The sequence below is a fragment of the Serratia sp. CY33802 genome (assembly GCF_052169095.1).
Taxonomy (GTDB): domain Bacteria; phylum Pseudomonadota; class Gammaproteobacteria; order Enterobacterales; family Enterobacteriaceae; genus Serratia; species Serratia bockelmannii.
Window position 1 is genome coordinate 320,517 of sequence record NZ_JBJNLL010000002.1, and the last position, 18,434, is coordinate 338,950.

21 protein-coding genes are annotated in these 18,434 nt (G+C 59.5%); 4 read left to right on the forward strand and 17 right to left on the reverse strand.

Going from position 1 to position 18,434, the window contains the following annotated elements:
• Window positions 1–3 precede the first annotated feature (3 nt).
• From ACJ8HA_RS08035 to ftnA, 8 genes are all read right to left on the reverse strand, one after another.
• A complete protein-coding gene (locus tag ACJ8HA_RS08035) occupies window positions 4–567 on the reverse strand; it encodes a DUF2975 domain-containing protein (RefSeq protein ID WP_033642723.1) in 564 nt (187 codons plus the stop codon).
• A gap of 157 nt (window positions 568–724) precedes the next feature.
• A complete protein-coding gene (gene fabV / locus ACJ8HA_RS08040; protein WP_025302456.1) occupies window positions 725–1,924 on the reverse strand; it encodes an enoyl-ACP reductase FabV in 1,200 nt (399 codons plus the stop codon).
• Window positions 1,925–2,093: 169 nt separating this feature from the next.
• Complete coding sequence (locus ACJ8HA_RS08045; protein WP_049300685.1) at window positions 2,094–2,444, reverse strand: DUF4377 domain-containing protein; 351 nt, start codon at window positions 2,442–2,444, stop codon at window positions 2,094–2,096.
• Between the two features lie 135 nt (window positions 2,445–2,579).
• Complete coding sequence (locus ACJ8HA_RS08050) at window positions 2,580–2,987, reverse strand: hypothetical protein (protein WP_311271855.1); 408 nt, start codon at window positions 2,985–2,987, stop codon at window positions 2,580–2,582.
• Window positions 2,988–3,475: 488 nt separating this feature from the next.
• Window positions 3,476–3,817, reverse strand: a complete 342-nt coding sequence (locus tag ACJ8HA_RS08055) for a YebY family protein (protein ID WP_025302452.1) — start codon at window positions 3,815–3,817, stop codon at window positions 3,476–3,478.
• 69 nt (window positions 3,818–3,886) lie between these two features.
• Window positions 3,887–4,768: a copper homeostasis membrane protein CopD gene (copD, locus tag ACJ8HA_RS08060; RefSeq protein ID WP_099817314.1), complete on the reverse strand. Its 882-nt coding sequence runs from the start codon at window positions 4,766–4,768 to the stop codon at window positions 3,887–3,889.
• A 2-nt stretch (window positions 4,769–4,770) separates the two neighbouring features.
• A complete protein-coding gene (yobA, locus tag ACJ8HA_RS08065; protein ID WP_025302450.1) occupies window positions 4,771–5,154 on the reverse strand; it encodes a CopC domain-containing protein YobA in 384 nt (127 codons plus the stop codon).
• Window positions 5,155–5,478: 324 nt separating this feature from the next.
• Window positions 5,479–5,997, reverse strand: a complete 519-nt coding sequence (ftnA, locus tag ACJ8HA_RS08070; RefSeq protein WP_025302449.1) for a non-heme ferritin — start codon at window positions 5,995–5,997, stop codon at window positions 5,479–5,481.
• Between the two features lie 344 nt (window positions 5,998–6,341).
• Between ftnA and ACJ8HA_RS08075 the strand changes: the two genes are divergently transcribed.
• Window positions 6,342–6,572: a DNA polymerase III subunit theta gene (locus ACJ8HA_RS08075; RefSeq protein ID WP_043141621.1), complete on the forward strand. Its 231-nt coding sequence runs from the start codon at window positions 6,342–6,344 to the stop codon at window positions 6,570–6,572.
• A gap of 30 nt (window positions 6,573–6,602) precedes the next feature.
• Here ACJ8HA_RS08075 and pip read toward each other — a convergent pair whose 3' ends face one another.
• Both pip and ACJ8HA_RS08085 read right to left on the reverse strand, forming a co-directional pair.
• Window positions 6,603–7,556 (reverse strand): prolyl aminopeptidase, encoded by a 954-nt coding sequence (gene pip / locus ACJ8HA_RS08080; RefSeq protein ID WP_049209433.1) that lies wholly within the window; start codon window positions 7,554–7,556, stop codon window positions 6,603–6,605.
• 156 nt (window positions 7,557–7,712) lie between these two features.
• On the reverse strand, window positions 7,713–8,108 hold the full coding sequence (locus tag ACJ8HA_RS08085; RefSeq protein ID WP_049203470.1) for a RidA family protein: 396 nt from the start codon (window positions 8,106–8,108) through the stop codon (window positions 7,713–7,715).
• 148 nt (window positions 8,109–8,256) lie between these two features.
• On the opposite strand from ACJ8HA_RS08085, the gene ACJ8HA_RS08090 reads away from it, so the two are divergent.
• Window positions 8,257–9,153 carry a LysR family transcriptional regulator gene (locus ACJ8HA_RS08090; protein WP_060447374.1) on the forward strand — a complete coding sequence of 299 codons (897 nt, stop codon included), beginning with the start codon at window positions 8,257–8,259 and terminating at the stop codon, window positions 9,151–9,153.
• Between the two features lie 4 nt (window positions 9,154–9,157).
• Here the strand turns inward: ACJ8HA_RS08090 and dksA are convergent, their stop codons facing one another.
• A complete protein-coding gene (dksA, locus tag ACJ8HA_RS08095; protein ID WP_025302444.1) occupies window positions 9,158–9,583 on the reverse strand; it encodes an RNA polymerase-binding protein DksA in 426 nt (141 codons plus the stop codon).
• Window positions 9,584–9,952: 369 nt separating this feature from the next.
• Between dksA and ACJ8HA_RS08100 the strand changes: the two genes are divergently transcribed.
• Both ACJ8HA_RS08100 and exoX read left to right on the forward strand, forming a co-directional pair.
• A complete protein-coding gene (locus ACJ8HA_RS08100; protein WP_334670843.1) occupies window positions 9,953–10,699 on the forward strand; it encodes a carbon-nitrogen hydrolase family protein in 747 nt (248 codons plus the stop codon).
• A gap of 26 nt (window positions 10,700–10,725) precedes the next feature.
• On the forward strand, window positions 10,726–11,394 hold the full coding sequence (gene exoX, locus ACJ8HA_RS08105) for an exodeoxyribonuclease X (RefSeq protein WP_025302442.1): 669 nt from the start codon (window positions 10,726–10,728) through the stop codon (window positions 11,392–11,394).
• 35 nt (window positions 11,395–11,429) lie between these two features.
• Here the strand turns inward: exoX and ACJ8HA_RS08110 are convergent, their stop codons facing one another.
• From ACJ8HA_RS08110 to ACJ8HA_RS08135, 6 genes are all read right to left on the reverse strand, one after another.
• Entirely contained in the window at window positions 11,430–13,463 is a 2,034-nt protein-coding gene (locus ACJ8HA_RS08110; protein ID WP_197824734.1) for a prolyl oligopeptidase family serine peptidase, read from the reverse strand.
• A 68-nt stretch (window positions 13,464–13,531) separates the two neighbouring features.
• Window positions 13,532–14,185 (reverse strand): tellurite resistance TerB family protein, encoded by a 654-nt coding sequence (locus ACJ8HA_RS08115; RefSeq protein ID WP_025302440.1) that lies wholly within the window; start codon window positions 14,183–14,185, stop codon window positions 13,532–13,534.
• A gap of 158 nt (window positions 14,186–14,343) precedes the next feature.
• A complete protein-coding gene (locus tag ACJ8HA_RS08120) occupies window positions 14,344–14,922 on the reverse strand; it encodes a TorD/DmsD family molecular chaperone (protein WP_015377474.1) in 579 nt (192 codons plus the stop codon).
• A 42-nt stretch (window positions 14,923–14,964) separates the two neighbouring features.
• Window positions 14,965–15,702, reverse strand: coding sequence for a phosphatase (locus ACJ8HA_RS08125; RefSeq protein WP_025302439.1), 738 nt, complete (start codon window positions 15,700–15,702; stop codon window positions 14,965–14,967).
• 90 nt (window positions 15,703–15,792) lie between these two features.
• Window positions 15,793–16,734, reverse strand: a complete 942-nt coding sequence (gene ghrA, locus ACJ8HA_RS08130; RefSeq protein ID WP_043141640.1) for a glyoxylate/hydroxypyruvate reductase GhrA — start codon at window positions 16,732–16,734, stop codon at window positions 15,793–15,795.
• Window positions 16,735–16,860: 126 nt separating this feature from the next.
• Window positions 16,861–18,327 (reverse strand): peptide MFS transporter, encoded by a 1,467-nt coding sequence (locus tag ACJ8HA_RS08135; RefSeq protein ID WP_049203463.1) that lies wholly within the window; start codon window positions 18,325–18,327, stop codon window positions 16,861–16,863.
• Window positions 18,328–18,434: the final 107 nt, after the last annotated feature.

Sequence of the window (18,434 nt, forward strand, 5' to 3'; positions counted from 1 at the left end):
TTCTCACACGAAAGAAAGCTGTTCTTCATTCAGCCGCAACGCTTCCAGAAATACCCGGCTAAATACCAGGATTGCGCAGCCTACGATCAGCGAGCGCACCGACTCGCTATTGACGCCATAATAAAGGATAAACAGCATTTTTTCATCGGCGGTCAATACCATCACCTGCAACAGACCAGCTAACGACGGGAACAACACATCGACGATCAGCAAGATGCCGATGATCTGCAACAGCACCATATTGTTGCGATGCCACACGTTGCCGCGGAAAAATTGATAAAACAGCCCGGCGCCGCACAGCAGCGCGCTGTAATAGGGCAAATAACCGAGCATGTCGATAACCAGCGTGGCGAACAGCGCCCAGCGTTGCTGCGGGATCGCGTAGGCAAGCAGCTCCGGGTAATATTCCCGGTAAGAGGCGACGATATCGCGATAGGCTACGCCCTGCAGCCAATCCCGCACAATGATGAACATCTCAACGCCGGTGCTGACGATCAGCATCGCCATAATGAGCAAACACAGACAACGCACGTACAGCGGCAGATGGATCCTTGGCGCAGCGCCCATAATTTTCTATCCCTTAATCAACAGCAATAAATTATCGTAAAACGATAATTTATTGCTGTCAATGATCAAGTGGACTGATGAGTCAGACGGTGGGCGCCAATGCGCGGGCAATAAAAAAGGCCGGGCTAACCCGACCTTGTTTGACTGCTCGACGCGCTTAGACCAGTTCGATCACGTCGAAGTTGGCTTCGCCGCTCAGATCGGCATCGTAATCAACGCCCTGCAGACCGAAGCCGAACAGGCGCAGGAATTCCGCCTTGTAGCCCTGGTAATCGGTCAGTTCGTTGATGTTATTGTCGTTCAGCTGCTGCCAGATTTCACGGCAGGTTTCCTGCACGGCATCGCGCAGTTCCCAGTCATCCAGGCGCAGACGGTGTTTCTCGTCGGTGTCCGGCGCCGCACCGCTGTACAGCTTGGTCGCGAACAGACGCTGGATCTGCTCGATGCAGCCTTCGTGAATGCCCTGCTCCTTCATGATTTTGAACACGATGGAGATATACAGCGGCATCACCGGAATGGCGGAGGAGGCCTGAGTTACCACCGACTTGAGCACCGCAACGTAAGCCGCGCCGCCTTTGGCCTGCAGCTTCTGGTTGATGGCCTGCGCCGCGCGATCCAGATCTTCTTTCGCCTTGCCCAGCGTACCGTGCCAGTAGATTGGCCAGGTCAGATCGGTACCAATGTAGGAGTAAGCGACAGACTGCGCGTTATCCGCCAGCACGCCCGCTTCGTCCAGCGCGTCCATCCACAGCTGCCAGTCCTGGCCGCCCATCACCTTCACGGTGTCGGCGATTTCTTGCTCGTTGGCCGGCTCGACCACGGCTTCAACCAGCACGTCTTTGTTGGTGTCCAGCGCAACGGATTTGTACGGCTCGCCGATCGGCTTCAGTGCGGAACGCACCACTTCGCCGGTTTCCGGCATTTTACGCACCGGCGAAGCCAGCGAGTAAACCACCAGGTCAACCTGACCCAGGTCTTTTTTGATCAGATCGATCACGGTTTGACGGCACTCGTTGGAGAATGCGTCGCCGTTGATGCTTTTCGCGTACAGGCCTTCTTCTTTAGCTGCCTTGTCGAAACCGGCGGAGTTGTACCAACCGGCGGAACCGGTTTTGCCTTCGCTGCCAGGCTTCTCGAAAAATACGCCGATGGTGGCCGCACCGCTGCCGAAAGCGGCATTGATGCGCGAGGCCAGACCGTAACCGGTGGATGCACCAATGACCAGCACCTTTTTAGGCCCGTTTTTCAGTTCGCCACGCGACTTAACGTAGGCGATTTGCTCACGGACGTTGGCTTCACAGCCTGCCGGGTGAGCGGTGGTGCAGATAAAACCACGAATTTTAGGTTTGATAATCATAGTAATTTTTTCTTGGTAGCTAAAAACCGAAGGACAATATACCTGATTTTCTCGATATACTTAAGAAAGTGCGAAAACAAGCGCAGTGAACAGACCAGTCAATGGCCCTGCGACACAGGCAAGGGATAATGATAGCAGGCCAGGTTGCTATTGCCCGGCCTGTTGAGGGTCATGCCTTGTGCTTTTCCAACTGCTCGATCAGCGTGTAACGCAGCGATGAGGCGTCGGCCGGTACGTTCTCCACCGGGGTGACGCGCACTTTCAGCCGATACTGATAACCCGGTTCGAAGGTGAAACCCTCGATGCCGGTATAGAACAACTCCCACGGCTGCTGCGCGGAGCGGCGCACCTGCATGCACTTCATCGGGCCGACGCCCACGCAGTCCACCAGCGCGCTGTTCACCAGCAACACTTCCGTTTGGCCGCCTTTCTCATTTGCGGGCTGATTCATCGAGGTTCCCTCCTGGCTGCAGCCGGCCAATGCGGCCAACGCAACAAATAACAACGCTTTGATTTTCAATGTACTGCACCAATAGTCATGTAGGTCAGACGATCCTAACAAATTGACTGGATGAATTGAACCTTGCTCCGTATCACAGAGGCGACATTATTCGCTCGCGCTTATTCTCCAAACTCATGCGTTACAGGACAGAGGTCATGACGGTACGCTATCGTTTTTATCCTCGGTATCAATGAGAAAACCGGCATCACGAATCGCCGCCCTCACCTGCCTGGCGTCCATCACCGCCGTTTTCACATAGCCAAAGAATGCCACCCGCGCGCCGGGCAAACGGACTGGCGTCGCCAGTTGGGCACTGAGTTCGCGATTGCGCTGCGCCATCTGCTCGGCACGCGCCTGCCAAAATGCAGCCGGTTCGGAGGGAGTTTCAGTGGCGGTTTCGAACCGAGACGCCAATTCGCTTAGCGCCTCCCACTCCGCCAACAGGGCGGCAACCACTTCAGGATTAGCCACCTGCCCCCAGTCAGAGGGTAAAATCCCCTCACGCCACGCCTCGAGATAGCCGGGCAACGCCCTCTTCAACCGACTCAGCCGATCGTTCAACGCAGGTGTCCTTTTAAAACTACAACGCCTAATATCTTGATATTCCCCATAATGCCGCTCTCGCTTAACCGGTGATGGGAGCAATGACCGGAGCTTATCAGCGCCATAGATGACGTAATGACTTTTAGTGCGGCTAAATTAGCGATATGTGCGGGTGGGGATGGAGATCGGGTTGGTGGCTGTGATTCGAAAGAGGAGCGGGGATTGTTGCTGGCGTCTTAGGTGAAATTTACTTATAAATCAATCACACAAAAAAAGACCGAATACGATTCCTATATTCGGTCTAGGGAAATGGCTCTTGGGAGAGAGCCGTGCGCTAAAAGTTGGCATTTAATGCAGGGCTTGTTCAGCCGTGCACTTTAAGAGTAGCCTACCGCGCCAGTTTTGCCAGCCGCCCGGCGGCCGCGTGATAGTTTCGTGACGAAATAACTATGCGGCAAATGCGCATCAATCCGCGCACGTTGGGCAAGGCGTTGGCAAACAAGCGGTTAGTCAGCGCACAGCTTCTCGGCGCGTTCAATGAACGGCGCCAGGCTCATTTTTTTCCCTGGTTCGGCAGGGTCGTCCAGCAGGAGCACCTCCAGCGGCTGCGCACGCTGATGGCCCTTCTTCACCTGCTGCTCCGCTGCATCGTTGAGCGGATATTGCATCAAGGTGCTGTTGTTGAGCACGAACAGCGCGCCGCCGCTGCGGCACTGCAGCGTCACCTCTTCCTTGGTGAACGCCCACTGTTTGCCGTACTCCAGTTTAGTGATGTTCACCAGTTTGTCTGCCGCCAGCGCGCCGGTCGCGGTTGCCAGCAGCGTAATGCCGAGTAATACCGATTTCATGTGTTGGCCTTAAGGTTGCTATTCGCGTCGATTTTCCCGCAGCTTGCCGGCCTGCGGCAAGCTGAAATGTCATACCGGCGCATAGGTTGCAAATAAACTGACCAGCAGCAGCACCGCCATCCCCAGCCCGACTTCGAGCCAGCAGGCCAGCACCACGCCGCGCTGCGCCAGCGCCGGCACGCGGCTCATTGCCGGCACGATAGCGTAGCGATTGGCCAGCGCCACCATCACCATCAGCGCCACCAGCGCGGTTTTAATCAGCAGCAGGCGCTGATAAGGCGAGCTGAGGTTGAGCGGCCAACCGCCGAGAATGATCAGGCTGTTGACGATGCCGGTGACGATCACCGCCGCCACCGCCAGGTGCCCCCAGCGCGAGAAACGGATCAGAGTGGTGATTGCGTCGCTGCGCCATTGCGGCGGCTGCAGGTAGCGCAGGCAAACCAGCAGCGGCGCCAGGCTGCCGAACCAGTAACCGGCGGCCAGCAGGTGTATCGCATGGTTGGCGCGGTGCAGCGCGCCCAACGTGCCTTCGTGCATCGCCGCGTGGCCGATAAACGCCAGGCTCACCAGCAGCAGCGCCGAACACAGCGCCAACGCCTGCGCGCGCGGCCGCTCCGGCAGCAGCAGGCTCAGGATCGCCAGCAGCGACAGGCCCAGATGCCAACGCCACACTTCGCCGAAGGTGGTGCCGAGCACCGCCCACCAAATCTCCAGCCGCCAGGCGTCTTGCCAACCGTCGCCCATCTGCCCGGCCTGAATAGCCAGCAGCGCCACGGCGGAAAGCCCAGCAGCCCAGGTGCCGGCAAGCAGCAGCGGGCGCACATCGCGGGAGAGGATCGGGGAGAGGCGCTGCGGTGACAATAAGGCGGTGAACAGACTGATGCCGAACATCAGCATCACCGCCGCAAAGTGCACCAAGCGACACAGAACGAACAGGGTCGCCAGACTCACGATCAGTTTACGGTGAAGCTGTACTGGCCTTTGGTTTTATGCCCGTCGACCGACACCACATGCCAGCTGACGTTGTATTTGCCCGCGCTCAGCTCGCCGTCGATCGGCACGTTGACCTGGGTGTTATTGTTCGGATCGAGCTGCAGCTTGCCGGTTTTCACCACGGCGTTGTCCGGGCCGGTGATTTTCACGCCGCTGAAGTTCGGCTCGATGCCTTCGGAGAAGCTGAGGGTCAGCGCCTTCGGCGCCGGGCTGACGCTAGCGTCGGCCTTCGGCGTTTCCACTTTCAAGTGGGCGTGCGCCAGCGCTTGCTGTGAAGACAGGCCAACGAACAGGACGAAAACGGTGGAAAGCAGGCGACAGGAGGAACGAATTTTACCGATCACAGTGGTATCCCTTAACAGTAAAAGAGGGTCATAAGGGTTAAGGCCACAGCCAAGGCGATGTATCAGCGGCCCCAACCCACCGCAAGTGATTGCGCCACGGGTAAACAGAAAAACGGGTTATATCGGCTAACCCGCTGTTTTGACTCTACCATCCCTGTAGCGTATCGCGGTAAATCATAACGACCACGCTGCGGCAAGTCGAGCGCATCACTGGCATTTTGCGATCCGGCAGCACGTATCGCCGCATAACCGCGATAAACGCAGGGTAAAAAAAACCGCGCGTCAGGCTCGCCCGCGCGCGGTTTTTCGATGTTCTGGTGCAGATTAAGCCTGGCCGTTGCCGCCCTGACCCATCGCGCCCATTTTCTTCAGATCTTTGTCGATGAAGAACAAGCCTTTGCCGCTGGTGCCCACCAGCGCCAGCTTATCCAGCACGGATTTGAACAGTTTCTCTTCTTCATGCTGCTCCGCCACGTACCACTGCAGGAAGTTGAAGGTGGAGTAATCGTGCGCGGTCATGGCGGCGTGCGCCAGTTCGTTGATCTGACGGGTGATCAGCTGTTCGTGTTCGTAGGTCTGCTGGAACACGTCCGCCAGCGATTCGAACGCCACCGGCGGCGCGGCGATGCTGCCCAGCAGCGGTAGAGAACCGGTGTCGCTCAGGTAGTCGAACAGGCGTTGCATATGCTGCATCTCTTCCTGAGAGTGCTCTTTAAGAAATGCGGCGGCGCCTTCAAAGCCTTTATCGCTGCACCATGCGCTCATCTGCAGGTACAGGTTGGCGGAGTAGAACTCCAGATTCAGTTGCTCATTCAGCTTTTGAGTCATTTCTTGCGTCAGCATAATGATTCCTTTTATTTTGCAGGTCATGAATTTAATTTCCGCGCATTATGCCCTGCTGCCGTAAAAATAAAAACACCTTATTTACACTCAAATCACATTAATTATAAAAACCATAAATATCAATAAATTAAAATATCACCAATATATTGAGAATTAACATGATAATTATTTTCATCTTTTATTTTAATCATAAAGCGAATCATTCTTATTTAAAAGAATAAATAGATTGCATTACTGCTGGATAAATATCGCCCGCGACGGCGGCGCAACGGGCTTGCCAAGCGCCGCCGGGTGGATTACCTTCTGCGCAGATTCAATGCGGCAAAGTAAGTAAGGAGCATAGCGTGGGTTACAATCTGGCCGAGTTGTCCAAAGAAGAGATGGACAGGGTGAACGTGGATCTCGCCGCCTCAGGCGTGGCGTACAAAGAGCGCTACAACATGCCGGTGATCCCGGAAGTGGTAGAGCGCGAGCAGCCGGAGCCGCTGCGCGACTATTTTCGCGAGCGCGTGGCGCACTACCGCGCGGAATCCCACAGATTTTCGCGCCTGCCGTACGAGCCGAAGGTCAAATAACAAAACCCGCCATTACGGCGGGTTTTTGCGTCACTTGCCGGCGAACCGGTCGGTGGCGATCATCAGCTGGTGCAAAATACCCGGCTCATCATACGAATGCCCCGCCCCTTCCACGATATGCAGCTCCGCCTCCGGCCAGGCCTTGGCCAGATCCCAGGCGTTCTGCACCTGGCAGGCCATGTCATAGCGGCCGTGGACAATCACCGCCGGAATATGGCGGATCAGCGGCACGTTACGCAGCAGCTGGTCATCGCTCTCCAGGAAGCCCAGATGCGTGAAGTAGTGGTTTTCAATACGGGCGAACGCCAGCGCGAAATCATCCTCGCCAAACGAAGCAGATTCACGGCTCGGCAACAGCGTGACCGTCTCCCCTTCCCACACGCTCCACAGCTTGGCCGCTTCAAGCTGCACCTGCGGATCGGCCGAGGTCAGCCGCTGCCGGTAGGCGGCGATCACGTCTTGACGTTCTTCATCTGACAGAATGGACAGCACGCGCTCCCATTTGTCCGGGAAGAAGCGCGAAGCGCCGTCCTGGTAATACCAATGCAGCTCCTGCTTGCGCAGGGTGAAGATGCCGCGCAGCACCATTTCACTGACGTGCTCCGGGTGGGTTTGCGCATAGGCGAGCGCCAGCGTAGACCCCCAGGAGCCGCCGAACACCAGCCACTGCTCGACGCCGGCCATTTCGCGCAACCGCTCGATATCGGCCACCAAGTGCCAGGTAGTATTGTTGTCCAGGCTGGCGTGCGGGCGGGAACGGCCGCAACCGCGCTGATCGAACAGCAGCACCTTGTAGCGTTCGGGATCGAACAGTTGACGATGATGCGGGGAGATACCGCCACCCGGTCCACCGTGAATGAAGACCGCCGGTTTACCGTTCGGGTTACCGCTCAGCTCCCAGTAGATCCGGTGGCCATCCCCAGTGTCCAGCCAACCGCTGTCGTATGCCGCTAACGGCGGGTACAAACCTCGTAATTGTTCCATGGCGCTTTCCGTCTCTCTGTGAGTCATGCTTTCATCAAAGCGGAAGCCGCCCGGCAGGTCAACGGTAAAACCCGAAAACTCGAACGCGCGCCGAGAACTCGGCGCGCGTTTGCTCAAAATCACATCGACCTGCCTGCAAAACGCCCACAGGCCCGATCAGTTAAGGTGCGCGATCGCACTGATCTCCACCAATTGCTCGGGCGAAGCCAACCCGGTGACGCCGATCAGCGAACCGGCGGGCCGGTGATCGCCGACATAGCGCTTGAACAACGCAACGCACGGTTCAAAGTGCGCCAGTACATCGGTCAGGTAGATCTCCACATACGCCAGGTTCGAACGTTCGGCACCGAATCCCGCCAATACCCGATCCAGATTGTCCAACGTCTGTTGGGTTTGCCGTTCGATATCGCCCGCGCCGACAAACTCCCCCTGCATATCATGGGAAAACTGCCCAGAGATGTAGAGGGTATCCTTGACGCGATAGCCTTGGGACACGCCATTCTCCTCTTCCCAAATGACCCCGTGGTGGTAGTGCGTGATGCCATTTTTCATGCTGTTTCTCCAACCGTTTATCGTTTCCATGACGACTATAATCGTTTGATTGGCGAATGGATGTCGTCACTGAAACGACGTTGACAATGCATTTAATATATTGAACATGTTAAATTTATTGTCTTTTCACCGGTTCTCGGAGGGCAGCATGCTACGGGCGAATCTCAATGACATTCAGGTTTTCATGGCCGTCGTCGACGCCGGCAGTTTTGTCGCCGGCGGACAGACGATGGGGCTATCGCGTTCGGCGGCGGGTAAGGCCATCGCGCGTCTGGAGCAGCGGCTGAGCGTGCGGCTGTTGCATCGCACCACGCGTTCGCTTGGCCTGACCGACGAGGGACGAGAGTTTTATCGACGTGGCCTGCAGATCCTCGCTTCGGTCGACGATGCCGAGGCCAGCGTGGCCGGCGACAAGGGCACCGCACGCGGAGTGCTGCGGTTGACCGCCCCTTCCGCCTTCGGCAGACGGATCCTGTTGCCGCTGGTGCCGAAATTTCTCGTCGCCTGGCCTGAGGTGCAGGTGGAGATCAGTTTTTCCGATCGCCTGGCGGATGTCGTGGAAGAAGGATTTGATTTGGCAGTACGGATCGGCGTCACGGCGCCGGATACCCGGCTGGTGTCCAGAACCCTCGCCAGGTATCGCGCCCTGCTGTGCGCCTCCCCCGCCTACCTCGCCGCCCGTGGCGAACCGCATACCGTCGAGTCGCTCGCCGGGCACGAGGCTCTGCTGTTCAGCAGCCGCAACCAAAAACAGCCCTGGCGGCTGCGTGACGAGCGCGGCGAATGGGTCAAGGCCCCAGTTCGCGGCCGCCTGCGGCTGGACAGCGGAGAAGCGCTGCACGATGCGGCCTTGGCCGGGTTGGGCATCGCGTATCTGCCGGACTTTATGATTGCGGAGGATTTGGCCGCCGGTCGTCTGCAGCAGGTGCTGCGCGCCGTGGAGGGTGAAGAAATCAGGATTGTGGCGCTCTATCCGAATAAGCGCCTGCTGGAACCCCGCGTCAGGCGCTTTCTCGATCTCTTGGTGGATACGCTCGGCGGCTGAAACCTTACCCGCCTTTACGCATATGCGGCTCGCGCATCTCCTGTGCGGTTTTCGCCTCGATGCTCAGCTCCGCCGTCGGGCGCAGCAACAGACGCGCCAGCCCGATGGGTTCGCCGGTTTCCCGGCAGTAGCCGTATTCGCCGTTCTGCAACCGCGCCAGCGCCGCATCGATTTTCGGCAGCAGGCGGCTTTCACGATCCAACTGGCGGAACAACAGGCGCAGATCTTCTTCACGCGCCGCCTTGTCGGCTTCATCGCCCGTCGCTTCGCCGCTGTCGATCTCTTTTTTCAGCTCATCGATGTGCAGCAGCAGCTTTTGCCGCTCATCCTGCAGCAGCTGGCGGAAAAACGCCCGTTGAACCGAGTTCATGTAATCAGAATCCGGCATGGCCAGCAGTTGCTGCGCATCCGGTAATGTCATCACTGTCATTGCGCTCTCCCAACACCAAAAGTGTAATATTATAACATAATATTTATTTTTAACACCCGGTCACCTAAAAACAAAATTTTATGCATAAACAATAGGTTAAACACAACTGGCACTTTGTCGCTTGCATCCTGCCGGCTTTAGGCGGTTAATGGCTGAGCAAGCCACCCAATCATAGGTAACGAGAGGCCATCATGAGTAAGGGTATGGATAGCAAAAAAAATGCGAAGAAGAAGCCGTTGAAAACCCCAGCCGAGAAACGTGCGGAGAAACGCGCCAAAAAAGCGCATCCGTCTGGTGAGTAAGCGTCCTTCCATCCGTCATTAAACCCGCCAAGGCGGGTTTTTTATTGCCTCACTGGAGAGATGGCCAATGCCCTGCTTTACCCTCGCCGCCGCCCAATACCCCGCCGCTGCGGCCAATATCGCCTGCAACCTTGAACGTCACCTTGAATTTGTCGCGCAGGCAGCCGAACAGCAGGTGCAACTGCTGGTTTTTCCCGAACTGTCGCTAAGCGGCTATGAGCTGGCCGATGCTGCCGAACTGGCGCTGACGCTGGGCGATCCGCGTCTGCAACCGCTCGCTGCGGCGGCGCAATCGCATCAGATGACGATCATCGTCGGCGCGCCCTTGCGCAGCGGCCAGGCGCTGCATATCGCCGCCTTGATCTTTCCCCCCAACGGCGCGGTGGCCGCCTATACCAAGCAACATCTGCACGGCGCGGAACAACAACGGTTCTTGCCCGGTAATGGCGGCACGCTGCTGGAAATACATCGGCAACGCATCGCACTGGCTATCTGCGCCGACACCTCGCAACCCGGCCACGCAAGTGCCGCCGCGCTGGCGGGTGCGCAGATTTATGCCGCCGGCGTGCTGGTATCTGAAGCCGGTTACGCGAAAGACAGCGCCACGCTGGCAGGCTATGCCCGGCGTTATGGCATGGTCACGCTGATGGCCAACCATGCAGCGCCAACCGGTGGCTGGATCCCGGCAGGCCGCAGCGCCATCTGGGATGAAACGGGAGCGCTTTTGGTTGCCGCACCGGATGACGCCCCTGGTCTTGTCATCGCCGACAAGACCCGCGACGGTTGGCACGGCCGCCTGTGCCGGTTAAGCTGAAGCCTGACGGCAACGCGGAGGAAAGCATGACGTTACGCGTAATAGATACCGAGACCTGCGGGCTGGACGGCGGCGTGGTGGAAGTGGCCTCCCTCGATCTGCTCGACGGCCAATTGACCAACCCGATGAGCGATCTGGTCAGCCCGGACCGCCCCATCAGCCTCGACGCGATGGCGATTCATCACATCACCGAACAGATGGTGGAAGACAAACCGCGCATTGCGGTGGCGATCGGCCGCTATCAGGGCAGCCCCTACTATGTGGCGCACAACGCCGCCTTTGATCGCGGGGTGTTGCCGGAGATGAACGGCGCCTGGATCTGCACCCTCAAGCTGGCGCGCACGCTGTATCCGGACATCAAGTACGGCAACCAGTATCTGCGCTACGCGCTGAATCTGGACGTGCAGCTGCCGGCAGATGCCACGCTGTACCCGCACCGCGCGCTATATGACTGCTACGTCACCGCCGCGCTGCTGCAACGCATCATCAAGGATTCGGGCTGGACGCCGGAGCAAATGGTGCAGATCACCGAACAGCCGGTGCTGCTGAAGAAGTTCAAGTTCGGCAAGTATCGCGGGCAGGAGATTGATCGCATCGCCCAGGAAGATCCTGGCTATCTGCGCTGGATGCTGAAATCCATCGACGATCTGAGCCCGGACATGAAGCACACGCTGAAATACTATCTGATCGGCTAACACGGCGGGCGGCGCAGGCCGCCCGCCGAATGCCGTTACTCCGCCAGCGCCAGAATGAAGGCGTACTCCAGTGCAATATCCTCATAGGCCTTGAAACGGCCGGATTTTCCGCCGTGGCCGGCATCCATGTCGGTATACAACAGCAGCTGCCGATCGTCGGTTTTCAACTCGCGCAGCTTGGCCACCCACTTGGCCGGCTCCCAATACTGCACCTGCGAATCGTGCAGACCGGTGGTCACCAGCAGATGCGGGTACTCCTGCGCCTTCACCTGATCGTACGGGCTGTACTGTTTGATGTAGTCGTAATAGGCCTGCTCGTTCGGGTTGCCCCACTCGTCGTATTCGCCGGTGGTCAGTGGGATGGACTCATCCAGCATGGTGGTCACCACGTCGACGAACGGCACCTGCGCCACCACGCCGTGGAACAACTGCGGCGCTTGGTTGATCACCGCGCCCATCAGCAGACCGCCGGCGCTGCCGCCCATCGCGAACACCCGCTTACCGTCGCCGTACCCCTGGGCGATCAGCGTTTCGGTCACGTCGATAAAATCGTTGAAGGTGTTCTGCTTGTTGAACAGTTTACCGTCTTCATACCACAGCTGCCCCAGCTCACCGCCGCCGCGAATGTGCGCCAGCGCGAACACGACACCGCGATCCAGCAGGCTCAGGCGGCTGGCGCTGAACGCCGGATCCATACTGCTGCCGTAAGATCCGTAGCCATACACCATCAGCGGGTTGGTGCCGCGCTGGAAGCTATCCTGGCGATACACCAGCGAAACCGGCACCTCGACGCCGTCGCGCGCCTTCACCCACACCCGCTCGCTGCGGTAGTTTTCCGGCGTGAAATTCTTCACTTCCTGCTGTTTGAGCATCGTCCGCTCGCCGCTGTCCATGTTCAGCTCGTACAGCGTGGTCGGGGTGGTCATCGACGAATAGCCGTAGCGCAGCAGCGCGGTTTCCGGATCCGGGTTATACGCCAGCCAGGTGGTGTAGGTCGGATCGTCGAAGGCGATGCGCTTCTCTTCGCCGCTTTGCCAGTGGATCTGGCGCAGCAGCGTCAGGCCGGCATTGCGCTCTTCGACCACCAACCAATCACGGAACAGGCTGAAGCCCTCCAGCATCACGTCAGCGCGCGGGGCGATCAGCGTCTGCCACTGCGCTTCGTCCGCCTGTTCGCTCTGGTACAGGCCGAAGTTCTTACCGTCCTTATTAGAGCGAATATAGAAATGCTGGTGATAGTGATCGATGGCGTACTCGTGATCCTTGCGGCGCGGCACGAACAGCTGCGGCTTGGCGTCCGCACGATCGGCATCCAGCAACAGGATCTCCGAGGTGGTGGTGCTGCTCAGGTGGATCAGGATAAAGCGCTCGGAGGTGGTCTTCTCCAGCCCGACGTAAAAGGTATCGTCCCGCTCTTCGTAGATCAGCTCGTCCTGCTGCGGATCGCTGCCCACCACGTGGCGATAGACCTGATACGGCAGCAGCGTCTTGGCGTGCTTGCGCACGTAGTAGACCGTCGAGGAGTCGTTGGCCCACTCGAAGCTGCCGGAGGTGTTTTCCAGCACTTCGTCGGCCCAGCTGCCGTCGGCCAGGTTCTTGAAGCGAATGTCATACTGGCGGCGCGACAGGAAATCCTCCGCCACCCCCAGCCGCTGGTTGTCGGGGCTGACGTCCAGCCCGCCCAGGGTATAAAACTCGTGATTCTCGGCGCGCTGGTTGCCGTCAATAAGCACCTCCCAGTGCTCACTCTCGGCCTGCGGCTGGCGCACGGAAATCGCGTATTCGTTGCCCGGCTCGTAGCGCGTCTGATAGCGATAGCCGTGGCGCACGTAAGGCACCGAATGTTCCTGCTGCGGAATACGCGCCACCATCTCTTCGTACAGGGTTTCACGCAGCGCCTGCTGTGGCTTCAGCATCGCATCGGTATAGGCGTTCTCCGCCTGCAGGTAGTCCAGCACCTGGCGGTCTGCGCGCTCGTCGTCGCGCAGCCAGTAGTAGTCATCCACGCGCGTGTCGCCGTGGATAGTGATGGGATAAGGACGTTTTTCCGCTTTCGGTGGGGTCATCATTGCTAAATCATCCGCTTACATAGATTGCGGCAAGAGTGACACGATTCCCCCCGGCTTGCCAAGCGGCGCTACGCCAGCTCGCGCTTTTTCTCGTTGACGTCGCTCTCGATGCCCTGCTTGACGTCCGCCGGGATCTTCAGCGCCTGTGCCAACGCATCGAGATAGCCGCGCTCCATAAAATGATCGACGTCGATCACCAGACAGCTCAGGTAATAAACCTCCAGCGCCTCGTCTTCGTTTTGCACGCTGCGGGCGATCAATTCCGGGTTGAGCGGCTGATCGAGCGCTTCCTGTACCCAACCCTGCGCCTCTTCCCCCACCTGCAACTGTGCCAGGCTGTGATCGATGGCACGCTGCTCGTCGGCATCGATATGGCCGTCGCTCTTGGCGGCAAACACCAGCGCCTGCACCAGGCGTTTGGCGCGCAGATCCACCGGCGTGGTTTGCAAACCGAACTGCGGTTCGTCCTGATGGGTCTCTTTCACCCGCTGTTTGTACTTGTTCCACAGCACTGCGCCCACCGCCGCGCTGCCACCGATAATCAGCGCATTCTTGCCGAACTTGCCCACCAGCTTGCGCGAGGACTTGTTGGCCAACAGCACGCCGACCAGGCCGCCCAGCGCCGTGGGCGCCAGCAGCTTGCCGATGCCTTCCGCCCCGCCCATCGCGCCGGCCTTCTGCCCGATCAACGTTTGAATCTGCTGCATCCAGTTACTTTTCATCATCTACCCCTTGCGTGAAAAAACGCGGCGCGCAGGCGCGGCCGAACCGACGGTAAACCGCCAGATTAGGGGATCTTTTGTCAATTTACGTCTGGGGGATGCAAACCTGTGTTTAGCGGATCGGCGGGCCGGACGGCCCGCCGGGATAAGCTGCGGCGTTACGCGTCTTCGTCGCCCGCTTCGTCGTCCTGCTCGTACTCCGCCAGCTCGTCGCGCATCGCCTGGATGGCGTCACGAGTCATCAGCGCCAGCGTGCGGTAGAAACCGGTGGTGGCGTGCGCTTCCACTTTACCGAGGAAACGGCCGCACCACGGCAACAGGAACTCGTCGAACAGCGCGATCTGCGCCTGTGCTTCATCTTCCTGCGACTGATCTTCCAGCCAGGACGCCGCCAGCAACAGCTGGCCGAAATGGTCGGCCGGTGCCTCCGCCAGCGGCATGCCGCGCTGCTGCAAGAAGGTGCGCACTTCCGCTTCGCTGGCGCCTTCGACGTAGTCGGAGCGGAACGGCGACACGCTGCACTCGCTGCCGACGAACATCGCGTTGAAGTCGGTCGCCAGTTGGTTGACATCGCAGCCCTGCTGCAGGCGCTTCAGCAGGTCATCCTGCTCCAGCGGCCAGTGCTGCTGCAGCTTGCCCTCTTTGATCAGCGCAAACAGCGGCACCAGCAGCGGATCCTGCGGCTGGCGGTAGAACAGCGTACCCAGCACGCGGCAGACAATCGAAAACTCATTCATGATAAAGCCTTATTCAATACGGAAAATTTTGCCGGGACGATGTCACAAATCGGCCAATTCCGCAATCGCCGGCTTGCCGCGCCGTTCGAGAAAATCCAGCAGCCGGCGCGGGCTGACGTTGAGAATGCGCTCCTGCGGGAAGCCCACCTCGTCGATGATGCGCTCGCAGTGCTCAAAGTTACCCAGCGAAAAGGCAACGTGCGAATCCGAACCCAGCGCCAACCAACCGCCGGCATCGCGCACGGCGGCGGCGATCGCCCGGCAGTTGGCCTCGCTGCCCTTGCGGGAGTGGGTGAACGACGAGTTATTCAGCTCCAGCGCCACCTCGTATTTGGCCGCCGCCGCCGCGACGGCGGGAATGTCGATCGGATAACGTGGGTTGCCGGGGTGGCTGATGATATGCACGTCCCCCTGCGCCATCGCGGCGATCATCGCTTCAGTATTGGACGCTTTATCCTGCGGCGCAAACACCGGCTCGTGGAAACCGGCGATGATCACGTCGGTGGCGGTCAACATCGGGCCGGTGCAGTCGATGTCGCCCTGTAGGTTTTTGATGTTGGCTTCGATACCGCGCAAGATGCCCACGCCGTTCACCCGGCGCGGCCAGACGTGCATGTTCATAAAGTGCCAGTAGTGCGGCGCATCGGCCATGTCCGGGCCGTGATCGGTGATGGCGAACAGCTTGATGCCCTTCTGCTGGGCTTCGGCGATGTAATCGTGCAGCGTGCTGTAAGCGTGGGTGCTGGCGACGGTGTGCATGTGCAAATCAACGGGGTACATTGTTTCTCCTTCCAGAGGGCCCGCCCGCAAAGGTACGGGCAGGCGCGATGACGATAACAGCTTATCAGTTACCGAACGGCGGCTGAAGGATCAGTAACCCCGCTGCCTGTCGACCACGCCGGCCGGGGTGTGCCCCGCCTCCAGCGCGCGGATGTTGGCGGCGATCTGATCCATCGCCTGCTGCGGCAACGTGATGGCAGCAATATGCGGGGTTATGGTGACACGCGGATGACGCCAGAACGGGTGATCCTGCGGCAGCGGCTCGCGGGTGAACACGTCCAGCGTGGCGGCGGCCAGCTGCCCCTGCTCGAGCGCCGCCAGCAGATCGGCCTCCACCAGGTGTGCGCCGCGCGCGATGTTGATGAGATAGGCGCCCGTGCTCAACTGCGCGAACAGCTCGCGGTTGAGGATGCCGACGGTCTCCGGCGTATTGGGCAGCAGGTTGATCAGCAGTTTGACGCCGTCGAGGAAGGCCGCGCGCTGCGCCTCCCCGGCGAAACTTTGCACGCCGTCGATCTGTTTGGCGCTGCGGCTCCAGCAGCGCACGCGAAAGCCAAACTCGGTCAGCTTGCGCGCCACGCTCTGCCCCAGCACGCCGGCGCCGAGGATGCCGATGGTGAAATCATCCAGCGAGTGAGGATCGAGCGGCTGCCATTCCTGCCGCTGCTGCAGCGCCTGATACTCGTCGAAACGGCGGAAATAGCGCAGTACATAGCTCAGCGCATATTCCTGCATCTGCTGCGCCATGCCGGTATCCTCCAGCCGCAGCAGCGGCACGCCGGCGGGCAGCGTGCCGGGGTGTTTGCGCTCCTGATCAAGAATGGCATCGACGCCGGCGCCGAGGGCGAACACCGCTTTCAGATCGCGGCGGTTGGCCAGCATTTCGTGCGGCGGGCGCCACACCAGCGCATAATCGGCTGGCCGCTCGTCGCCGCGCTGCCACTCGCGGATCTCGGCCTGCGGTAGGCGTTGCTTGATGCCGGCCAGCCATTCCTGGGCGTTAAACAAGGGGTGGTAATAAATGATGTTCATACTGCGGGCTCCCGTTTGTTTTTATTGGTTTTCCTCCAGCCTTCCGCGATTCGCCGCCGGATGCAAGCGTTAAAGCCCAAAATAAAAACAGCCCCGACCAGTGGGGCTGTTGCGCATACTCGCCAATCAGGCGGCAGACGGGCCGTCGCGCCGGATAAGGCGCCGCAGCAGCGGAATGAGAATCAGCATCGCCACGCCGACGCCCGTCGCCCCCCAGCCCAGCGCGCTGAAGATTTCGCTGTAGCCGGGATTGGTTTGCAGCGGCGTGTTGCCGCTGTTTTCCGGCATCAGGCCGGAGACGTAGCCCGCCAACACCGAAGCGACGCCGGTCACCATCATCCAGCAGCCCATCATCACGCCCTGATAGCGCGGCGGCGCCAGCTTGCCGATCATCGCGTAACCGATCGGCGAGATCATCAATTCGCCAACGCTTTGCAGCACATAGCTGATGACGATCCATTTAAACGCCACCAGCCCGTCGCCGCCCGCCATGCTGATGCCCAGCGGCAGCACCAGCATGCCGAGCCCGATACAGAACAGCGATCCCGAGAACTGCAGCGGAATGTCGATGTTGCAACCGCGAGCGCGCAGGCGATTGAACCACCAGGCCAGCAGCGGGCCGCCCACCACGATCACCAGCGTGTTGATGTTCTGGATCCACTGCGGCGCCACCTGAATGCCGTAAACGTTCAGATTGATGTTGTGCTCGGAGAACAGCATCAGCCCCATCGGCGCCAGCTGGTACAGCGCCCAGAACACCAGCGAGCCCAGCGCCAGGATCAGATAAGCCGCCATTCTGCGGCGCTCATCGCGCGGATGGTGGCGCAGCGTCACGACGCACAGCATCAGGAAGATCAGCGCGCCGAGCACAATCACGAAATGGCCGCTGAACTCGGCGTGGGTCAGCATCACGCGGATGATCGGCACCAGCGCTACCAACACCGCCAGCCCGACCAGCATGCGCCAACGGTATTGGCTGCGGCTGGCGTCGTGCAGCGGCGTATTGAGATCGGCCAGAATGCGCCAACGGCAGACGGCGACGATAATCGCCGCCGCGTTGCCCAGCGTGGCAAACAGGAACAGCGCGCGGTAGTTTTCCGTCAGTTGGAAATAACCGGCGACGGTAAAGCCGACGAAGAACCCGAGGTTCATGCCGGCGTAGTTCCACAGGAAGGCCGATTCGCGCCGATCATCGTCCGGCTTGAAACGCTGAGTCAGCATCATATTAATGCAGGTCACGTTAAGGCCGCTGCCGGTCAGGAACATCGCCAGCCCCCAGTACAGCCCCCACACGCCCGCGACGGCAATCAGCGCGCAGCCGATCACCTGCAGCACCATGCCGAGCACGAACAGGTTGCGGTTGCTGAGGAAACGGCCGCCGAGATAGCCGCCGAACATGTGCAGGCCATAGTTGAAGGCGCCGAACACGCCCATCATGGCGTTGGCGCTGCTTTCGTTGAAGCCCAGCCGCTTGGTGGCGTACAGCACCAGCGTGGAATAGAGTACGGCGAAACCCAGCGTGGCGAAGATCTGGATGAAGAACAGCGCCCCCGCACCGGGGGGAATGGCATGGCGCGCTTGCGGCGCCGGCATGGCATCTGAAGGAGTCAAAACGAACCTCTACTGCATTATTATGTAATGAGTCTGTCCCTGTCTGCGATATCGCCGGCCTGTCACCCGGCAATCTGCGCGGCGTTGTG

Coding starts and splice junctions, on each gene's coding strand:
- ftnA (WP_025302449.1), bottom strand. CDS start 5,997: ATGCTGACGCAAGAAATGACTCAAAAGCTGAATGAGCAACTGAATCTG.
- pip (WP_049209433.1), bottom strand. CDS start 7,556: ATGGAACAATTACGAGGTTTGTACCCGCCGTTAGCGGCATACGACAGC.
- exoX (WP_025302442.1), top strand. CDS start 10,726: ATGACGTTACGCGTAATAGATACCGAGACCTGCGGGCTGGACGGCGGC.
- ACJ8HA_RS08125 (WP_025302439.1), bottom strand. CDS start 15,702: ATGTACCCCGTTGATTTGCACATGCACACCGTCGCCAGCACCCACGCT.
- ACJ8HA_RS08090 (WP_060447374.1), top strand. CDS start 8,257: ATGCTACGGGCGAATCTCAATGACATTCAGGTTTTCATGGCCGTCGTC.
- ACJ8HA_RS08135 (WP_049203463.1), bottom strand. CDS start 18,327: ATGCCGGCGCCGCAAGCGCGCCATGCCATTCCCCCCGGTGCGGGGGCG.
- ACJ8HA_RS08110 (WP_197824734.1), bottom strand. CDS start 13,463: ATGATGACCCCACCGAAAGCGGAAAAACGTCCTTATCCCATCACTATC.
- ACJ8HA_RS08085 (WP_049203470.1), bottom strand. CDS start 8,108: ATGAAAAATGGCATCACGCACTACCACCACGGGGTCATTTGGGAAGAG.
- ACJ8HA_RS08100 (WP_334670843.1), top strand. CDS start 9,953: ATGCCCTGCTTTACCCTCGCCGCCGCCCAATACCCCGCCGCTGCGGCC.
- ACJ8HA_RS08035 (WP_033642723.1), bottom strand. CDS start 567: ATGGGCGCTGCGCCAAGGATCCATCTGCCGCTGTACGTGCGTTGTCTG.
- ghrA (WP_043141640.1), bottom strand. CDS start 16,734: ATGAACATCATTTATTACCACCCCTTGTTTAACGCCCAGGAATGGCTG.
- ACJ8HA_RS08055 (WP_025302452.1), bottom strand. CDS start 3,817: ATGAAATCGGTATTACTCGGCATTACGCTGCTGGCAACCGCGACCGGC.
- ACJ8HA_RS08120 (WP_015377474.1), bottom strand. CDS start 14,922: ATGAATGAGTTTTCGATTGTCTGCCGCGTGCTGGGTACGCTGTTCTAC.
- dksA (WP_025302444.1), bottom strand. CDS start 9,583: ATGACAGTGATGACATTACCGGATGCGCAGCAACTGCTGGCCATGCCG.
- fabV (WP_025302456.1), bottom strand. CDS start 1,924: ATGATTATCAAACCTAAAATTCGTGGTTTTATCTGCACCACCGCTCAC.
- ACJ8HA_RS08115 (WP_025302440.1), bottom strand. CDS start 14,185: ATGAAAAGTAACTGGATGCAGCAGATTCAAACGTTGATCGGGCAGAAG.